This is a genomic window from Methylobacterium segetis (genome assembly GCF_004348265.1).
Classification (GTDB): domain Bacteria; phylum Pseudomonadota; class Alphaproteobacteria; order Rhizobiales; family Beijerinckiaceae; genus Methylobacterium; species Methylobacterium segetis.
In genome coordinates, this window is the sequence record NZ_SMNT01000051.1 from 18136 (window position 1) to 36236 (window position 18101).

General features: G+C 70.8%; 9 protein-coding genes and 1 pseudogene. 5 read left to right on the forward strand and 5 right to left on the reverse strand.

Annotated elements, in window-relative coordinates:
- The first annotated feature begins 52 nt into the window (after positions 1-52).
- The 4 genes and pseudogenes from E1J50_RS14415 (at position 53) to zwf (ending at position 9633) form a co-directional block, all read left to right on the forward strand.
- Positions 53-3178 (forward strand): MdtB/MuxB family multidrug efflux RND transporter permease subunit, encoded by a 3126-nt coding sequence (locus E1J50_RS14415; protein WP_132254542.1) that lies wholly within the window; start codon positions 53-55, stop codon positions 3176-3178.
- Positions 3175-6513 (forward strand): annotated as a pseudogene (locus E1J50_RS14420) (efflux RND transporter permease subunit). The gene E1J50_RS14415 and the pseudogene E1J50_RS14420 overlap by 4 nt, the downstream one beginning before the upstream one ends.
- A complete protein-coding gene (locus E1J50_RS14425; RefSeq protein ID WP_132254531.1) occupies positions 6513-8009 on the forward strand; it encodes an efflux transporter outer membrane subunit in 1497 nt (498 codons plus the stop codon). Before E1J50_RS14420 ends, E1J50_RS14425 begins: the two are co-directional and overlap by 1 nt.
- A 103-nt stretch (positions 8010-8112) precedes the next feature.
- Positions 8113-9633 carry a glucose-6-phosphate dehydrogenase gene (gene zwf, locus E1J50_RS14430; RefSeq protein ID WP_132254532.1) on the forward strand — a complete coding sequence of 507 codons (1521 nt, stop codon included), beginning with the start codon at positions 8113-8115 and terminating at the stop codon, positions 9631-9633.
- On the opposite strand, the gene E1J50_RS14435 is transcribed toward zwf, so the two are convergent.
- The 3 genes from E1J50_RS14435 to E1J50_RS14445 all read right to left on the reverse strand — a co-directional run bounded on the left by E1J50_RS14435 (position 9634) and on the right by E1J50_RS14445 (position 12426).
- Complete coding sequence (locus E1J50_RS14435; RefSeq protein ID WP_132254533.1) at positions 9634-10395, reverse strand: restriction endonuclease; 762 nt, start codon at positions 10393-10395, stop codon at positions 9634-9636.
- Positions 10396-10548: 153 nt separating this feature from the next.
- A complete protein-coding gene (locus tag E1J50_RS14440; RefSeq protein WP_132254534.1) occupies positions 10549-11049 on the reverse strand; it encodes a Ros/MucR family transcriptional regulator in 501 nt (166 codons plus the stop codon).
- Between the two features lie 666 nt (positions 11050-11715).
- Complete coding sequence (locus tag E1J50_RS14445; protein ID WP_132254535.1) at positions 11716-12426, reverse strand: class II aldolase/adducin family protein; 711 nt, start codon at positions 12424-12426, stop codon at positions 11716-11718.
- 211 nt (positions 12427-12637) lie between these two features.
- Here E1J50_RS14445 and E1J50_RS14450 point away from each other — a divergent pair, with 211 nt between their 5' ends.
- Complete coding sequence (locus E1J50_RS14450) at positions 12638-15307, forward strand: bifunctional acetate--CoA ligase family protein/GNAT family N-acetyltransferase (protein WP_132254536.1); 2670 nt, start codon at positions 12638-12640, stop codon at positions 15305-15307.
- 77 nt (positions 15308-15384) lie between these two features.
- Here E1J50_RS14450 and E1J50_RS14455 read toward each other — a convergent pair whose 3' ends face one another.
- On the reverse strand, positions 15385-15915 hold the full coding sequence (locus tag E1J50_RS14455) for a Dps family protein (RefSeq protein WP_132254537.1): 531 nt from the start codon (positions 15913-15915) through the stop codon (positions 15385-15387).
- Positions 15916-16265: 350 nt separating this feature from the next.
- Entirely contained in the window at positions 16266-17840 is a 1575-nt protein-coding gene (locus tag E1J50_RS14460; RefSeq protein ID WP_132254538.1) for a L,D-transpeptidase family protein, read from the reverse strand.
- Between the last annotated feature and the right edge of the window lie 261 nt (positions 17841-18101).

The window sequence follows — 18101 nt, forward strand, 5'->3', positions numbered from 1 at the left end:
CCTGTCGTGGATGCGATGAGGGTGCATGCATCGCTCCGGCGGGCGTGCAGCCATGAACCCGTCCCGCATCTTCATCCTGCGGCCGGTCGCGACGACGCTCCTGATGCTGGCGATCCTGATCGTCGGCCTCGTGTCGTATCTCAACCTGCCGGTCTCGGCCCTGCCGTCGGTCGATTACCCGACGATCCAGGTGCAGACCTTCTATCCGGGCGCGAGCCCCGAGGTGATGACCTCGTCCGTGACGGCGCCGCTTGAGCGCCAGTTCGGGCAGCTCGCCAACCTCAACCAGATGACCTCGCAGAGCGCGGCCGGCGCCTCGGTCATCACCCTGCAGTTCAGCCTCGACCTGCCCCTCGACATCGCCGAGCAGCAGGTGCAGGCGGCGATCAACGCGGCCGGCAATCTGCTGCCCTCGGACCTGCCCGCGCCTCCGATCTACGCCAAGGTGAACCCCGCCGACGCGCCGATCCTGACGCTGGCGCTGACCTCGAAGACGCTGGCGCTGACGCAGGTGCGCGACCTCGCCGAGACGCGGCTCGCGCAGAAGATCTCCCAGGTCGCGGGCGTCGGCCTCGTCAGCATGGGCGGCGGCCAGCGCCCGGCCGTGCGGGTGCGCTTCAATGCCCGGGCGCTCGCCGCCTACGGCCTCAACATCGACGACCTGCGCACCACGATCACGAACCTCAACGTCAACACGCCGAAGGGCACGATCGACGGCCCGACCCAGTCCTACGCCATCAACGCCAACGATCAGATCCGCGACCCGAACACCTACAAGGACGCGATCATCGCCTACCGCAACGGCGCGCCGGTGCGCCTCTCGGACGTGGCCGACGTGGTGGACGGGCCGGAGAACACCAAGCTCGGCGCCTGGATGGACGAGACGCCCGCCGTCATCCTCAACATCCAGCGCCAGCCCGGCGCCAACGTCATCGCCACGGTCGACAAGATCAAGGCGCTGCTGCCCCAGCTCCAGGCGACGCTGCCCGCCGCCATCACGGTGACGCCGCTGACCGACCGCACGGTCACCATCCGCGCCTCCGTCGAGGACGTGCAGTTCGAGCTCGGGCTGGCCATCGCCCTCGTGGTGATGGTGATCTTCCTGTTCCTGCGAAGCCTGTCGGCGACGCTGATCCCCAGCCTGTCCGTGCCGCTCTCCCTCGTCGGGGCGCTCGCGATCATGGACCTCTACGGCTTCTCCCTCGACAACCTGTCGCTGATGGCGCTCACCATCGCCACGGGCTTCGTCGTGGACGACGCCATCGTCGTGATCGAGAACATCGCCCGCCACGTCGAGGACGGCGACTCGCCCCTGGAAGCCGCGCTGAAGGGATCGCGCGAGATCGGCTTCACCATCATCTCGCTCACCGTCTCGCTGATCGCCGTGCTGATCCCGCTCCTGTTCATGGGCGACGTGGTGGGCCGCCTGTTCCACGAATTCGCGATCACGCTCGCGGCCACCATCATCATCTCGGGCGTCGTCTCCCTCACCCTCGTGCCGATGCTCTGCGCCCGCCTCCTCAAGCACGCGCCGGAGGGGCACGCGGCCCGCCGCGAGGGCGTCCTGTCACGGATGGGCCGGGGCGCGATCGACCGCACCATCGCGGCCTACGGGCGGGCGCTGCGGGTGGTGCTGCGCCACCAGGGCCTCACCCTCCTCGTCACGATCGGCACGGTGGTGCTGACCGGCTACCTGTTCGTGGCGATCCCGAAGGGCTTCTTCCCCGTGCAGGACACGGGCGTGATCCAGGGCATCACCCAGGCCGACCAGACGGTCTCCTACGCGGCGATGGCCGAGCGCCAGCAGCGTCTGGCCGGCCTGATCCTGAAGGACCCGGCGGTGGCGAGCCTGTCCTCGTTCATCGGGGTCGACGGGCAGAACGTCACCCTGAATTCGGGCCGCTTCCTCATCAACCTGAAGCCGCGCGACGCGCGCACGGCCTCGGCCAGCGCCGTCATCGACCGGCTGAAGCGCATCTCCGGCGAGGTGCCGGGCATCCGCCTCTACATGCAGCCGGTGCAGGACCTCACCATCGACACCGCGGTCTCGGCGACGCAGTACCAAGTGATCCTGGAGAACCCGAACCTCGACGAGTTCGAGACCTGGGTGCCCCGCTTCGTCTCCGCGCTGCAGCGCTCGCCGCTCCTGTCGGACGTGGCGAGCGATCTCCAGGGCAGCGGGCTCGCGGCCTACATCACGATCGACCGGGCCACGGCCGGCCGCTACGGCATCACGCCGGCCACGATCGACAACGCCCTCTACGACGCCTTCGGCCAGCGCATCATCTCGACGATCTTCACCCAGTCGAACCAGTACCGGGTGATCCTGGAGGCGGATCCCGACCTCCACAAGACGCTCGAGAGCCTCAACACGATCTACCTGCCCTCCTCGACGGCGACGAGCGGCCAGGTGCCGCTCTCGGCCGTGGCCCGCGTCAGCGAGCGGCGGGCGCCGCTCCTGATCAGCCATCTCGGGCAGTTCCCCGCCACCACCGTCTCGTTCAACCTCGCCCCCGGCGCGGCGCTGGGCCAGGCCGTCGAGGCGATCGAGGGGGTCCGGCGGGAGATCGACCTGCCGCCGAGCTTCCGCATCGTGCCGCAGGGCTCGGTCTTCGCCTTCCAGGCGGCGCTCGGCAACGAGCTGTTCCTCGTGCTCGCCGCCATCGTCACCGTCTACATCGTGCTGGGCGTCCTCTACGAGAGCTTCATCCACCCGATCACGATCCTCTCGACGCTGCCATCGGCGGGCATCGGGGCGCTCCTCGGGCTGATGCTGTTCGGGCTCTCCCTCGACGTGATCGCGATCATCGGCATCGTGCTCCTGATCGGGATCGTGAAGAAGAACGCGATCATGATGATCGACTTCGCGCTCCAGGCCGAGCGCGAGGAGGGGATGAGCCCGCGGGACGCGATCTTCGAGGCCTGCCTCCTGCGCTTCCGCCCGATCCTGATGACGACGCTTGCCGCCCTCTTCGCGGCGGTCCCGCTCATCCTCGGCACCGGCGTCGGCTCGGAGCTGCGCCAGCCGCTCGGCATCTGCATCGCGGGCGGCCTCATCGTCAGCCAGGTGCTGACGCTCTTCACCACGCCCGTGATCTACCTCGCCTTCGACCGCCTGGAGCGGCGCGTCACGGGCCGCCGCGAGGGGGGCGCGCCGACCGGCGAGGCGGTGCCGTGAACGTCTCCGAGCCGTTCATCCGGCGCCCGGTCGCCACCACGCTCCTGACGATCGGGGTGCTGCTCGCCGGCATCTTCGCCTTCCTGAAGCTGCCCGTCGCGCCGCTGCCGCAGGTCGACTTCCCCGTCATCCTCGTCCAGGCGCAGATGGCCGGCGCCTCGCCCGAGACCATGGCGACGACGGTCGCCGCGCCGCTCGAGCGCCGCCTCGGCGCCATCGCCGACGTCAACGAGATGACCTCGACGAGCTCCACCGGCACGGTGCGCATCGTCCTGCTGTTCGGCCTGAACCGGAACATCGACGGGGCGGCGCGCGACGTGCAGGCGGCGATCAACGCCGCCCGCGCCGACCTGCCGACGGCGCTGCGCACCAACCCGACCTACCGCAAGTTCAACCCGGCCGACGCGCCGATCCTGATCCTCGGGCTGACCTCCGACACCCTGTCGCCGGGCCAGCTCTACGATTCCGCCGCCACCGTCGTGCAGCAGAAGATGTCCCAGCTTCCGGGCGTCGGGAACGTCGATATCGGCGGCTCCTCGCTGCCGGCCGTGCGCGTCGAGCTCGATCCGACGGCGCTGTTCCACTACGGGATCGGGCTCGAGGGCATCCGGGCGGCGCTCGCCTCGGCCAACGCCAACTCGCCGAAGGGCGCGATCGAGACGGATACGCGCCGCTACCAGCTCTACGCCAACGACCAGGGCCGCACGGCGGCCGATTACCGCGACATCGTCGTGGCCTACCGCAACGGCGCGGGGGTGCGCCTCAACGATGTCGGGCAGGTGGTCGACGGGGTCGAGGACCGGCGCAACCTCGGCCTCATCAACGGCAAGCCCGGCGTCATCCTGTTCATCTACAAGCAGCCGGGCTCGAACGTCGTCGAGACGATCAAGGGCGTGAAGGCGGCGATCCCGCAGGTCCAGGCGGCGCTGCCCGGCGACATCGACCTCACCATCACGGGCGACCGCAGCGCCACGATCCGCGCCTCGCTCGCCGAGACCGAGGAGACGCTCCTGATCGCCGTCGGCCTCGTCGTGTTCGTGGTTTTCGTGTTCCTGCGCTCGGGGCGGGCGACCCTGATCCCGGCGGTCGCCGTGCCGATCTCCATCGTCGGCACCTTCTCGGCGATGTACCTGTTCGACTAGTCCCTCGACATCCTGTCCCTGATGGCGCTCATCATCGCGACAGGCTTCGTGGTCGACGACGCCATCGTCGTCCTGGAGAACATCCAGCGGCACATCGAGCAGGGCAGGCCGCGCCTCGAGGCGGCGCTGCTCGGCGCCCGCGAGGTCGGCTTCACCGTCATCTCGATGAGCCTGTCGCTGGTGGCGGTCTTCCTGCCGATCCTGCTGATGGGCGGCCTCGTCGGGCGCCTGTTCCAGGAATTCGCCGTGACCCTGTCGCTGGCGATCCTGATCTCGCTGGTGCTGTCGCTGACCACCACGCCGATGATGTGCGCCCGCCTCCTGAAGCCCGAGCCGCACGGCGCGGCGCGCAAGCGCCCGAACCTGCTGTTCCGCCTGCTGGAGGGCGCCTTCGACCGGACGCACCGGGCCTACGAGCGGACGCTCGACGCGGCGCTCCGCCACCGCCGCCTCGTGCTCCTCTCGCTCTTCGCCACGATCGGGCTGAACGTCTACCTCTACGTCATCGTGCCGAAGGGCTTCTTCCCCGAGCAGGATACGGGGCAGATGATGGGCGGCATCCAGGCCGACCAGCGCATCTCCTTCCAGTCGATGGAGCAGAAGCTGCGGCAGGCCACCGCGATCGTGCAAGCGGACCCCGCCGTCGACAACGTCGTCGGCTTCACGGGCGGGCGCGGCACCAACTCCGCCAACGTGTTCGTGAGCCTGAAGCCGCGCTCCGAGCGCCCGCCGATCTCCGAGGTGATGAACCGCCTGCGCCCGAAGCTCGCGCAGGTGGCGGGCGCGCGCCTGTTCCTGTTCCCGCGCCAGGACCTGCGGATGGGCGGGCGCCAGAGCTTCGCGCAGTACCAGTACACGCTCCAGGGCGACACGGCGGAGGAGCTCTACGCCGCCGCGCCCCAGCTCCTCGCCGCACTCCAGAAGAACCCGATCTTCGCCGACGTCACCTCGGACCAGCAGGAGGGCGGGCTGGAGAGCCGCCTCGTGATCGACCGGGCCACCGCCTTCCGCTACGGCATCACGCCGGACAAGATCGACAACACCCTCTACGACGCCTTCGGCCAGCGGCAGGTCTCGACGATCTACAACCCGCTGAACCAGTACCACGTCGTGATGGAGATCGCGCCGCGCTACCTGCAGAGCCCCGAGACGCTCAAGATGATCTACGTCTCGACGTCGGGCGGGAAGGCGCGGGGCTCGGCGACGACGAACGCCGTGGCCGGCACGGTGGCCGCGAACGGCACCGCCAACACCAACGGCACGGGGGCTGCGGCCACGACCGACACCACGGCGACCGACCCGTCGTCGACGGCCGCGGCGATCGCGAGCGACTCGGCCCGCAACGCCGCCTCGAACGCCATCGCGGCGAGCAAGGGAGGCGCCTCCTCGAGCGCGCCGGTCTCGAGCGCCAAGGAGACGATGATCCCGCTCTCGGCCTTCGCGCGGCTGGAGACGGGCAACGCGCCGGTCCAGGTGAGCCACCAGGGCCTGTTCGTGGCGACCACGATCTCGTTCAACCTCGCCAGCGGCAAGAGCCTGTCGGACGCCACCGCAGCGATCGACGAGGCGATGGCCTCGCTCAGGCTGCCCGCCACCATCCACGGCGAGTTCGCGGGCGCGGCCAAGAATTACCAGGCTTCGGCCTCCCGCCAGCCGCTCCTGATCCTCGCCGCGATCCTGGCCGTCTACACGATCCTCGGAATCCTCTACGAGAGCTTCGTGCACCCGATCACGATCCTCTCGACCCTGCCCTCGGCCGGGATCGGTGCGCTGCTCGCGCTCCTCGTCTCGGGCACCGAATTCACGGTGATCGCGCTCATCGCCGTGTTCCTGCTCATCGGCATCGTGAAAAAGAACGCCATCATGATGATCGACTTCGCCCTCGACGCGGAGCGCACCCGCGGAGCCTCCCCGCGCGACGCGATCTTCGAGGCCTGCCTCTTGCGCTTCCGGCCGATCATGATGACAACGCTGGCCGCGCTGCTGGGCGCGGCGCCTCTGATCCTCGCCGGCGGCGAGGGCTCGGAGCTGCGCCGGCCGCTCGGCATCGCGATCGTCGGCGGCCTGATTGTGAGCCAGATTCTGACCCTCTACACGACCCCCGTCGTCTACCTGTATCTCGACCGGCTGCGCCATCGGGTCCTGTCCCGCCGCCGCGGCTCGGGCGCCGCCCCGCTTCCGGCCGCCGAGTGATGCGGGTTCCGAGCCTTCTGGCGGCGGCCAGCCTCGCCGCCGCCCTCGGCGGCTGCATGGTCGGGCCCGATTACGCGCGCCCCTCCGTCGAGACACCGCTCGGCTTCAAGGAGGGAGGGCAGCGCGAGGACAGCGCCGCGCACGTCGCCTCGAAGAAGGGCTGGCGCCTCGCCCAGCCGAACGACGGGGCCGAGCGCGGCGACTGGTGGCGGGTCTTCAAAGACCCCACCCTCGACCGGCTCGTGCGCCTCGTCGACGTCGACAGCCAGACCCTGCGGCAGGCGGTGGCCGGCTACCGGCAGGCCCGCGCCCTCGTCGAGCAGGCCCGCGCCGCCCTCTACCCGACCGTGATCGGCGCGCCCTCAATCACGCGCGTGCGCACGGCGGGCGTCGAGCGCACCAACGTCTCGCTCCAGGGGCAGGCGAACTGGGAGCTCGACCTGTTCGGCGGCATCCGGCGCAACATCGAGAGCGAGGCCGCCGCCGCCCAGGCCGACGCCGCCCAGATCGGCGCCGTCCGCCTCGCGGTCCAGGCCGAGCTCGTCACGAACTACCTGCAACTGCGCTACAACGATGCCCTGCAGCGTGTGCTCAACGAGAATGTCGAGAACTTCAAGAAGACGCTCGCGATCACCGAGAACCAGTACAATGCGGGCGTCGCCGCCCGCTCCGACGTGATCACGGCCCAGACGCAGGTCCAGACGACGCAGGCCGCGGCCATCGCGGTCGGGCTGCAGCGGGCGACCTTCGAGCACGCTATCGCGGTCCTCGTCGGGCGCCCGCCCTCCGAAGTCTCGGTCCCGGTGGCCCCGCTCGCCGCCCGCCCGCCCGCCGTGCCCGTCGGCATCCCCTCCGACCTCCTGGAGCGGCGCCCCGACGTCGCCCAGGCCGAGCGGGCCGTGCAGCAGCAGAGCGAGCTGATCGGGGTCGCGGTCGCGGCCTTCTACCCGACCGTCACGCTCTCGGCCTCGGGCGGCATCTCCGGCGACCCGCGCAACGGCCTGTTCTCGGCCGCGAACCAGGTCTGGTCGGTGGCCGCTGCCGGCACCGAGGTGCTGTTCGACGGGGGCGCCCGCGCCGCCGCCCTCCAGAGCGCGCGGGCGGCCTATGACGGGGCCGTGGCCAATTACCGGCAGGTGGTGCTCACCGCCTTCGGCGAGGTCGAGAACGGCTTGGCCGGCGTGCGCATCCTCGCCCGGCAGCAGGTGGCGCAGGACGCGGCCCTCGCCTCGGCCCGGCGCGCCGTCGAGATCACCCTCAACGAGTACCGCGCCGGCACCCAGAACTTCACCACCGTCGTGACCGCGCAGAGCCTCGCCCTCAACAACGAGGTCGCCGCGCTGCAGGTGCGGCTCAACCGCTTCACCACCGCGGTGTCGCTGATCCGGGCGCTCGGAGGCGGCTGGGACGTCCGCAGCCTGCCGGACGGCCCTGAGCTGAAGGGCCCGCGCCTGCCGATCGACCGGGGCGGTCAGGCCGTGCGGACGGACGAGTAGCGCCGTACGCGGGCATCGCCGGTCCGGAACGGGGGCCCGGATCACCCGTTTGACGTGCGAGCCCCCGGCCGAGCTTCCGGCGGGCACGCACCGGAGCCTGCCGATGGACCCCACCGTCACCCCGAGCGGGCGCGCCGCCTGCGGCACGCAGGCCGCTCCGCCCTGCACCCTCGTCATCTTCGGCGCGGCCGGCGACCTGACGAAACGTCTCCTGATGCCGGCCCTCTACAACTTGTCGAGCGCGGGGCTCCTCGCCGACGGGTTCAAGATCCTCGGAATCGACCACAACGACAACACCGACGAGGGCCTGCGCACGGATCTCACGGAGACGATGGATTCCTTCACGAAGGACAAGACCTCCGAGTTCCACGCCGACCGGATCGACCCGAAGGCCTGGGGCTTCGTGCGCGAGCGCATCCACTTCCTGAAGGGCGACTTCGAGGACCCGGCCGCCTACGCCGCGCTGAAGGGCCGGATCGCGGGCAGCGTCGTGTTCTACCTCGCGGTGGCCGCCCGCTTCTTCGGGCCGGTCGTCGACCATCTCGGGCAGGCCGGGCTTCTCGCCCAGGAGGAGGGCGCCTTCCGCCGCGTCGTGATCGAGAAGCCGTTCGGGTCCGACCTCGCCTCGGCCGAGGCGCTGAACGCGCGGATCCTCAAACAGGCCGACGAGAGCCAGTTCTTCCGGATCGACCATTTCCTCGGCAAGGAGACGGTCCAGAGCCTGATGGCGCTGCGCTTCGCCAACGGCATGCTGGAGCCGATCTGGCGGCGGGAATATGTCGACCACGTCCAGATCACGGCCGCCGAGACGATCGGCGTCGAGGATCGCGGCGCCTTCTACGAGCCCACGGGCGCGCTCCGCGACATGGTGCCGAACCACCTGTTCCAGCTCCTCTGCATGGTGGCGATGGAGCCGCCGAACTCCTTCGACGCCGAGGCGGTGCGGACCGAGAAGGCGAAGCTCGCCGAGGCCGTGCGCCCGATCGAGCCCGGCGACGCGGTCCGCGGCCAGTACCGGGCCGGGACCGAGCAGGGCCGGCCGGTGGTCGGCTACCGGGACGAGCCGCACGTCGCCAAGGATTCCCACACCGAGACCTACGTCGCCCTGAAGCTCGGAATCGAGAATTGGCGCTGGGCCGGGGTGCCCTTCTACCTGCGTACGGGCAAGCGCATGACGGACCGCCTCACCGAGATCGCGATCCACTTCAAGCCGCCGCCCTTCCACCTGTTCCGCGAGACCGCGGTGACGGAACTGGCGCCGAACGTGATGCGGCTCACCATCGACCCCGAGCAGGGGTCGAGCACCGTCCTCAACGTGAAGCGGCCGGGGCCGAAGATGGAGCTCGGCAGCGTCGCGACACGCTTCCGCTACGGCGACTTCTTCCAGGAGAAGCCGAATGTCGGCTACGAGACCCTGCTCTACGATTGCATGGTCGGCGACGCGACCCTGTTCCAGCGGGCCGACAACATCGAGGCCGGCTGGGCCGCGGTCGACCCGCTCCTGAAGGCCTGGGTGAACGCGGACGTCGCCTTCTACGCCGCGGGCACGGACGGGCCGAGCGAGGCCGACGACCTCCTCGCCCGCGACGGGCGGCGCTGGCTGCCCCTCGGCGAGACCCCCTGATCAGCGGGCCTTGCGCACCTGCCGGACCGGGTGGAGATCCGCGAGGTCGTCGTGGTGGAGGAGGAGGACGCCGGTCGCGGCGGCGAGCTTGCGGGCGGCCGGGGTGAAGCCGGCATTCGTCACCACGGCGGCCATGTCGCCCGACCAGTAGCGGGCGGCCGCCGCGACCTCCTGCACGGCGGCGTTGCCCACGGGCTTGCCGTAGCGCTTGCACTGGACGACGAGACGCACCCGGTCGCGCTCGGCCACGATGTCGGCGCCCTGGTCGCCGCTCGTCCGCGTGGTGTGGGCGCGCCAGCCCGCCTCCGTCAGGCGGCCGGCGCAGAACTGCTCGTAGCCGATCCCGTCGTCGGGCGCCTCGGTCTCGTCGGGGAGATCGACCTCGGCCGCCACCGCCTCGACGATCCCGACCATCTCGTCGAACCGATCTTCGGCGTAGTCCGAGAAGCCCCGCGCCTCGATCTCGGGCAGGATCGTCCGCTCGACGAAGTACGCGCGCTCCCGCAGCCAGCCGTCCCGGACGAGGTTGCCGTAGGCGTCGACGAAGCTCTCCTGGCGCTGGCGGAGCGCCAGCGTGGCGGCATGGCGGCGCGCCGCGCGGCGCACCAGCCGCCGGAACCGGGCAGGCCGGTCGAGCACCCGCAGCAGGACGAGGAGGGCGACGAGGCCGGCCGAGACGAGGGCCGCCCGGCCGAGCCAGATCGCAGCGCAGCCGCCGATCACGGCCGTCCAGAACAGCGGTGCCGCGAGCCGGACGGCCATGATCCCTTCCCCACGGCCCGAGTGGCCAGGGAGGGAGCCTTGCCGGGCGGCGCTTGCCCGATCTCTAACGGCTTCGGATCGGGCCGGTCTTCCCCCTATCAGCCTGTGGATATCCCGGGCGCCCGCGGCTTCGCGGAGCGACCGGGAGGGGGCTCAGGATTCCGCCTCGGCGGGGGCCGCCTTGGCGCGTCGCCCGCGGGGCGCGCTCGCGGCCTTGGTTTCGCCCAAGGACTTGGCCCGCGTCTTACGCCGCTGCTGGCCGAGGCCCATGTTCTTGGCGAGCTCCGAGCGGGCCGCCGCGTAGTTCGGCGCCACCATCGGGTAGTCCGCCGGCAGATTCCACTTCTGGCGATACTGGTCGGGCGTCATGTCGTAGCGCGTGCGCAGGTGGCGCTTCAGCGACTTGAACTTCTTCCCGTCCTCCAGGCAGACGATGTAGTCGGGCGTGATCGAGCGCTTCACGGACACGGCCGGCTGCAGCGGCTCCGGCTTCTCCTCCACGGGGCCGTTCGAGAGCCGGCCCAGCGTCGAGTGCACGGACGCGATGAGGCCCGGCAATTCGGTGACGGGCACGGAGTTGTTGCTCACGAAAGCCGAAACGATGTCCGCGGCGAGCTCGATGTAATCCGGCAAACCGCTGTTCTCCGCCGTCATTAGCGTCCCCTGTGTGGAAGGAAGGTACCGGCCGTCAGTCCGCGCTGGGCTCTCGCCGGGCGAGCGGCTCTCGACAAGGTGGTGATTTGAGAGTGCGTACGATGTCCTAAATTTCTTAGGGCAATGCAAGATCAATGGCGAGAGTTATGGAAAAATTCAACTGGTCAATAAGCGAGTATGACAGACGGAATGGAAGAAGCTCCCGTCTCACGAAATGGAATCCGAGGAGCGTCCTTGCTCGTGCCCGACCAGATGGCGCTGTTGCATGGTCCGCAGGGACCCGAATGCGACTTCTACGATAGGCTGTCTGATGACAGGCGCTGCTGAACTTTCACAACTTTGAATTGAATCGCGAGCCTCCTGACCCTGCGGCGAGTGCTTCCCGTGCCGTGCTCCACATCGATCGGGTGAGGCTCAAGACGCGCGTTTTCGCGGCGTGCGGGTAACGCCGGAAGATTGCGTCAGATGCCGCCGCATTGAAGCAAACGGCAGATCACATTCTCGCGATAATTCGATTAGCTGTGGAGAGCGTCAGGTTTCCAGGGACTGCAATATGATGCCGCCCCGTTGGAAAGTCTCAAAACTGCGCTCGCCCGCCAGTGAAATTAACTTTTGATAGGACGTGAATGAAATTTTACTAACGTCCATCTGCGGCGCCATCGCGCCTCAGGCTTGCCCGGTCCGGTCCTCTTGGCCGACCGCGACGTCCGGGGCGGGCGTGTCGATCCGGCGGGGACCGTAGGATTTAAACCGCTCCACCGTCCGCGCGATCTCAGCGTCGTCGAGGAGGACGGGCGTGCCGACCTGCAGGGCGATCGCGTATTGGCGGCAGAGGGCCTCGACCTCGACCGCGAGCCAGAGAGCCTTGGCGAGGTCCGGCCCCGTGGCGATCATGCCGTGGTTGGCCAGGAGGCAGCAGCTGCGCCCTTCGAGCGCGGCGAGCGCCGCCTCGGACAGGGCCTCGGTCCCGTAGGGCGCGTAGGGCGCGCAGCGGATGGTCGGACCGCCCGCCATCGCGATCATGTAATGCACGGCCGGGATCTCGCGCCCGCAGATCGCAAAGCCCGTGGCATAGGGCGGATGGGCATGGACCACGGCGCCGATTTCGGGCCGGCTGGCGAGGATGTCCCGGTGGAAGCGCCACTCGGACGAGGGGGCGAGCGGATGCGCGTGGCGCCCGGAGAAATCCATCGGGACGATGTGCTCGGGCGCGAGGTCCTCGGGCGGGATCCCGGAGGGCGTCACCAGGAAGCCGTCCCCGAACCGGACCGAGATGTTGCCCGAGGTGCCCTGGCTGAGCCCGAGGGCGATCACCCGGGCCGAGGCCTCGACGATGGAGCGGCGGAGTTCGTCTTCGGGCGGGTGAGCGGCTGGCATGTCCCGCCTCCTAGAGCATGAGCCTGCGGAGGGAAATCGGTGCCGCCCGGCCGGGACGCATCCGGGCGTCGGGAAACATCCTGCGGTCCGAACGCTTCAACGGGCCCGGGTCCCGCACGCTCGCGTCGCGGCCCCCGTTGACGGCCGCGCCGATTTCGCGTCCCCAGACCCGGATGGCCCGGCATGCCGGGCACGGAGTCCGGGAGCGGCCATGAGCACCTACCGCTTCGAGGCCCTGCTGCGGCCACGCTCGGTCGCCCTCGCGGGAGCCGGTGCGCGCGAAGGGTCGCTCGGTCGTGCGGTCCTGGACAACCTGCGCCGGGCCGGGTTCGCGGGGCCGGTCTTCCCCGTCAATCCGCGCCACGCCGAGGTCGACGGCACCCCCTGCTTCGACCGGGTGACCGACCTGCCCGAGGCGCCCGATCTCGTGATCGTCGCGGCCCCCCCGCCGGTCGTGCCGGGCATCGTCGAGGATGCCGGCCGGCGCGGGGCCGGCGCGGCGGTGATCCTCACCGCCGATCTCGGCGAGGGTCCGGACGATCCGGGGCCGCGCACGCGCGAGATCGCGCGGGTGCACGGCCTGCGGCTCCTCGGCCCCAACAGCATCGGCCTCGCGGTGCCGGGCCGGCATCTGAACGCGAGCCTCCTGGCCCACATGCCGGCACGCGGCGATCTCGCCCTGGTCTCGCAATCGGGCACGGTCGCCTCCGGCATCGTGGAATGGGCGTCCCGGCGCGCGGTCGGCTTCTCGGCCGTCCTCTCCCTCGGCCGCTCGGCCGACATCGACGTGGCCGATTGCCTCGACCATTTCGCCGGCGATCTCGGCACACGGGCGATCCTGCTCTGCCTGAAGACGGTGCCGGACGCGCGCAAGTTCATGTCGGCCGCCCGCGCCGCCGCCCGCGCCAAGCCCGTCGTCGTCCTGCGGATCGGCCGGCGGGACGCGGACGGCCCCGCCCCGGAAACCCATACCGGCGCCCTCGCCAAGCCCGACGCGGTCTACCAAGCGGCCTTCCGGCGGGCGGGCCTCCTCTCGGTGCGCGACCTCGACGAGATGTTCTCTGCGGTCGAGACGCTCGGGCGGCAGCGTCCCTTCCCCGGCAAGCGCCTGGCGATTTTGGCGAACGGCCGCGGCATCGGCGCGCTCGCGGCCGACCGGCTCGCGGATCTCGGCGGCTGCCTCGCCGAGATCACCCCGGCGGACGGATTCACCGCCCGCAACCCCGTCGATCTCGGCGTCGATGCCGACGCGGAGGCCTACCGCTCCGCGCTCGCCCCCCTCCTGGCCGATCGGGCGAACGACGCGGTGCTCGCGATCCACGTGCCCACCGCCCGCTCGGGCGGCACCGCGGTGGCGGAGGCGATCGCGCGGACCGTCACGGCGGCCCGCGCCTCAGGTGGCCGCAGGAAGCCGGTCTTCGCCGTCTCCCTCGGCGAGGACGAGGCGGCGACCGCGCCTCTCGCCGAGGCCGGGATCCCGCGCTTCGCCACCGATTCCGACGCGGTCGAGGGCTTCCTGCATCTCGTGCGCTATCGCGAGGCGCAGAACGACCTGATGCGCACGCCCGATTCGCTGCCGCGCGACTTCGCGCCGCGCGCCGACGAGGCCCGCGCCATCGTCGCCCGCGCGCTGGCGCAGGGCGCCACCTGGCTCGATCCGGGAAGCGTCGCGGAGTTGCTCGCCGCCTACGACATCCCGAGCGTTCCGCTCACCCTCGCCCCCGACATCGACGCGGCGGCCGAGGCCGCCTGGCCGATCCTGGCGCGGGGCGAGACCGCGGCGCTCAAGGTCGTCTCGCCGGACATCGTGCACAAATCCGACATCGGCGGCGTGCGCCTCGACCTCACGAGCGAGGCCGACGTGCGCAATGCCGCCCGCGAGATCCTGGCCTGCGCCCGCCGCGAGCGGCCGCAGGCGCGCATCCAGGGCTTCGCGGTGCAGCCGATGGTGCGGCGGGGCCGGCGGCGCGAGCTGATCGCGGGGCTCGCCGAGGATCCGGCCTTCGGCCCCGTCGTCGTGTTCGGCCGGGGCGGCACCGCCGTCGAGGTGATCGACGACCGGGCGCTGGCGCTGCCGCCCCTCGATCTCGCGCTGGCGAGCGAGCTGATCTCGCGCACCCGCGTCGCCCGCCGCCTCGCCGCCTACCGCGACGTGCCCGCCGTCGACATGCGGGCGCTCAGCCTCGTCCTCGTGAAGCTCGCCCAGCTCGCCGCCGACCTGCCGCAGGTGCGCGAGCTCGATCTCAACCCGCTGCTCGCCGACGATGCGGGCGCCGTCGTGCTCGATGCCCGCGTGCGCGTCTCCCGCACGGTCGCCATGGCGGGCCGGACAGCCCGCGGCGCCGGCCACCCCCGCTTCGCGATCCGCCCCTACCCGGCCGAGTGGGAGCGCAACATGATGCTGAAGGGACGCCCGATCCGGGTGCGCCCGGTCCGGCCGGAGGACGAGGGGCTGTTCGCGACCTTCTTCCATCAGGTCAGCGAGGAGGATCTGCGCCTGCGCTTCTTCTCGTCGGTGCGCGACTTCAGCCACACCTTCCTCGCCCGGCTGACGCAGCTCGACTATTCGCGGGCCATCGCCTTCGTCGCCACCGACGTCGAGAGCGGTGCCATGCTCGGCGCCGTGCGCCTCCACGCGGACGCGAACCACACCAGCGGCGAGTACGCGATCCTGATCCGGACCGACCGCAAGGGCACCGGCCTCGGCGTCGCCCTCATGCGGCTGATGATCGACTGGGCGCGGGCGGAAGGATTGCGCCGCGTCGAGGGCTCGGTCCTGCCCGAGAACCGGCCGATGCTCGCCGTCTGCCGCCGCCTCGGCTTCGCGGTCCACCCGGACCCGGAGGATCCGGGCGTGATGAAGGTGGGGCTGGAACTGTAGGCACCCGAAACGAGAGGAGCCCCGCACGGGGGGGCAGGGCTCCGGAAAGGGTCGCCGGCGTCAGGCCGTGCGTCCCGTCAGTGGCCGCCCTCGGTGGCGTTGCGGGTCGACTCGTAGAGGAACCACGTGCGCTCCTCGGACTGGTCGATCCACTCCTCCAGGAGGCTGGTCGTCGAGACGTCGTTCGCCTCGTCGGTGACCTCGTGCAGCTCGCGCATGTGGGCCGTCAGCGCCTTGTTGTCGTCCCGCAGCTCGATCAGCATGTCGAGGGGGCTGACATACTCGGCATCGTTGTCCTGCACGCGCTTCAGCTGGCTCGCTTGGCCGATCGACCGCAGGGTGGTGCCGCCGATCTTGCGGGCGCGCTCGCCGACCGCGTCGATGATCGAGAAGATCTGCTGCGACTGCTCGTCGAGCAGCAGGTGATAGTCGCGGAAGTTCGGGCCGCTGACGTGCCAGTGGAAATTCTTCGTCTTGATGTAGAGGGCGAACAGGTCGGACAGCAGGACCGTGAGGCCCTCGGCGATCTTCTTGGTGTCGGCCGGGTCGAGATCGGTCGGGGTATTCAGGCGGTCGCTCTCGACACGCAGGGGCTTGGCCTTGGCCATGGTCTCACTCTCCGTCGATGTTTGCCGATGGGGTCTTCTTGGGCGCGGCAGCGGCGTGCGGCGCCTCTCGATCGGCAGAATGAACGGTGAAGCCGAATGTTCCGCGGCGCAGGGCAGCGCTGCCGTGGGCGGATAGCTTGGAGCGGTTCCAAACAGCCCGGTCGCAGTTGGGTCCGGGACAGCGGAGTCCAGCACCGTTCCGTCAGGGCCGGGACAGGGGTCCGGAGGCTGGCTCCCCTCTCCAGGGTGAGAGGGGAATCAGGCGGGGGACGGGCTTCGTCCGACACAGGGCTCGAAGCCTCGCGCCTCGCCCCGAATCCTCCGAGCCCTGGCCCGGTGCCCGCCGCTCCTCACGCCCGCGGGCCGACGAGGCCCGGAGGCAGCATCACGGGTTCGCGAGCGATGGCCCTGGGTGCTGCCGCGGTGGAGGGGCTCGGCTTGCGGGCCTCGGGCTTCGGAGGGGTGGCCGAAGGCTCGATGCGGGGCGGCTTCGGAGCGGCGGATCGGGGGGCGATCGAGCCGGTCGTCTGCGGCTCGGGCGCCGCGGCGGCGGGAGCCGGCGCGGCGTTCGGCGTGTCGAGCCCGTAGATGTCGTCCCGGAAATGCGCGCGCCCGTCCGGCGTGGCGTAGCCCGTGAGATACACGAAGGCGACGGGAACCGGCTTCGTCAGCTTGACGTCCCGGCGCTCCCCCATGGCGATCCCGGTCTCGATCTCCATCGGGCCCCAGACGGTGCCGGGGCCGTTCGGGCCGGGCGTGCCCGCGAGCAGCCAGCCCGCCAGCTCCTTCACCTGACCGACGCGCACGCAGCCATGCGAGTGGAACCGCACCGAGCGGGCGAAGAGCGATTTCGAGGGCGTGTCGTGCATGTAGACCGCGTGCCGGTTCGGCATGTCGATCCGCACCTGCCCCAGGGAATTGTCGAGGCCGGAATCCTGGCGCAGCGTGTAGTTCACCGCCCGCTCGGTCTTCCAGTCGACCGCGGTCGGATCCACCTCGACCCCGCCCGGCCCCAGAATGCGGATCCGGTTCTTGGCGAGCCAGGTCGGGTCCTTGCGCATCTTCGGGATGATCTCGTTCTTCACCACCGAGACCGGCACCGTCCAGGTCGGGTTGAGGTTGACGTCGGTGATGCGCGTCTCGATGGCGGGAGTCGGCTTGTCGGTCGAGCCCACCACCGCGACGTAGCGCCGGACCACGGCACCCTTCTCCACCGCCTCGACGGCGGCGGAGGGGATGTTCACGGTGACGTAGCGCTCGCCGAAGGGGAAGTTCGAGCCCATCAGCCGGGCGGCGGAGGCCGCGAGCTGGCGCTGGCGCACGCTGGCCGGCACGTTCAGCGCCGCCACCGTCTGTCGGGCGACGAGGCCGGTCTCAGGCAGGCCGTGGCGGGCCTGGAAGGATTTGACGGCGGCGACCAGCGCGGCGTCGTGCCGGTCGCTCGGGGTCGCGTCGGCGGGCAGATCGCCCGTGAGCGTCAGGTGGTGGCGCAGGCTCGGCACGGACGGGCTCTGCGCGCCCGGCTTCAGCACGAGGTCCGCCGGCAGGCTCTCCCAACCGCCGGCCTCGGCGTAGGCTTGGTAGCGCTCGGCCATGCGGAGCGTGTCGAGGAAGGTCGAGGGCGCGAGCGTCGGCACCGGGTCCTCGGAGACGCGGGCGTAGACGAGGGGCGCCGGCTCGCGGGATTTCTTCGCGGGCGCCTCGGCCAGCGGCTGGGCGGGCGCTCCCTGCGTCGCGGGCGGGGCGGGCACGGGCATGGTGGGCACGGGCGGAGGAGGGGGCGCAACGGCGGGGGCCGGCTCCCCCAGGGGCGACGGCGGGGCCGGCGGCGTCTGCGCGGAAGCGGTGCCGAGCGCGGCGATGAGTGCCAGCGGCGAGAGGCCCGCGCGCAGGCGGGAGGCAAACGGGAACAGACGCGAGCGCATCGCGGGCCTTTCGGAGGTGCGTGCGCCGGATCATGGGCGGGGATGGTTACCATTCCCCTGAACGGAGACGGGACGAGGTGTCCAGCTTCGGTGACAGGTGCGATGCCTCACACCCGGCGCAGGCGATCCCGGGCCGCCCGATGGTCCGGCGCGGCCGCGAAGGCCCTGTGCATCGCGTGCCAGAGGGGCTTGCGCCGGTAGGCCGCGTCGAAGGGCAGGGCCCGCTGCGGCAGCCCGTCCGGCCGGCGGCGGTCGGGGTGA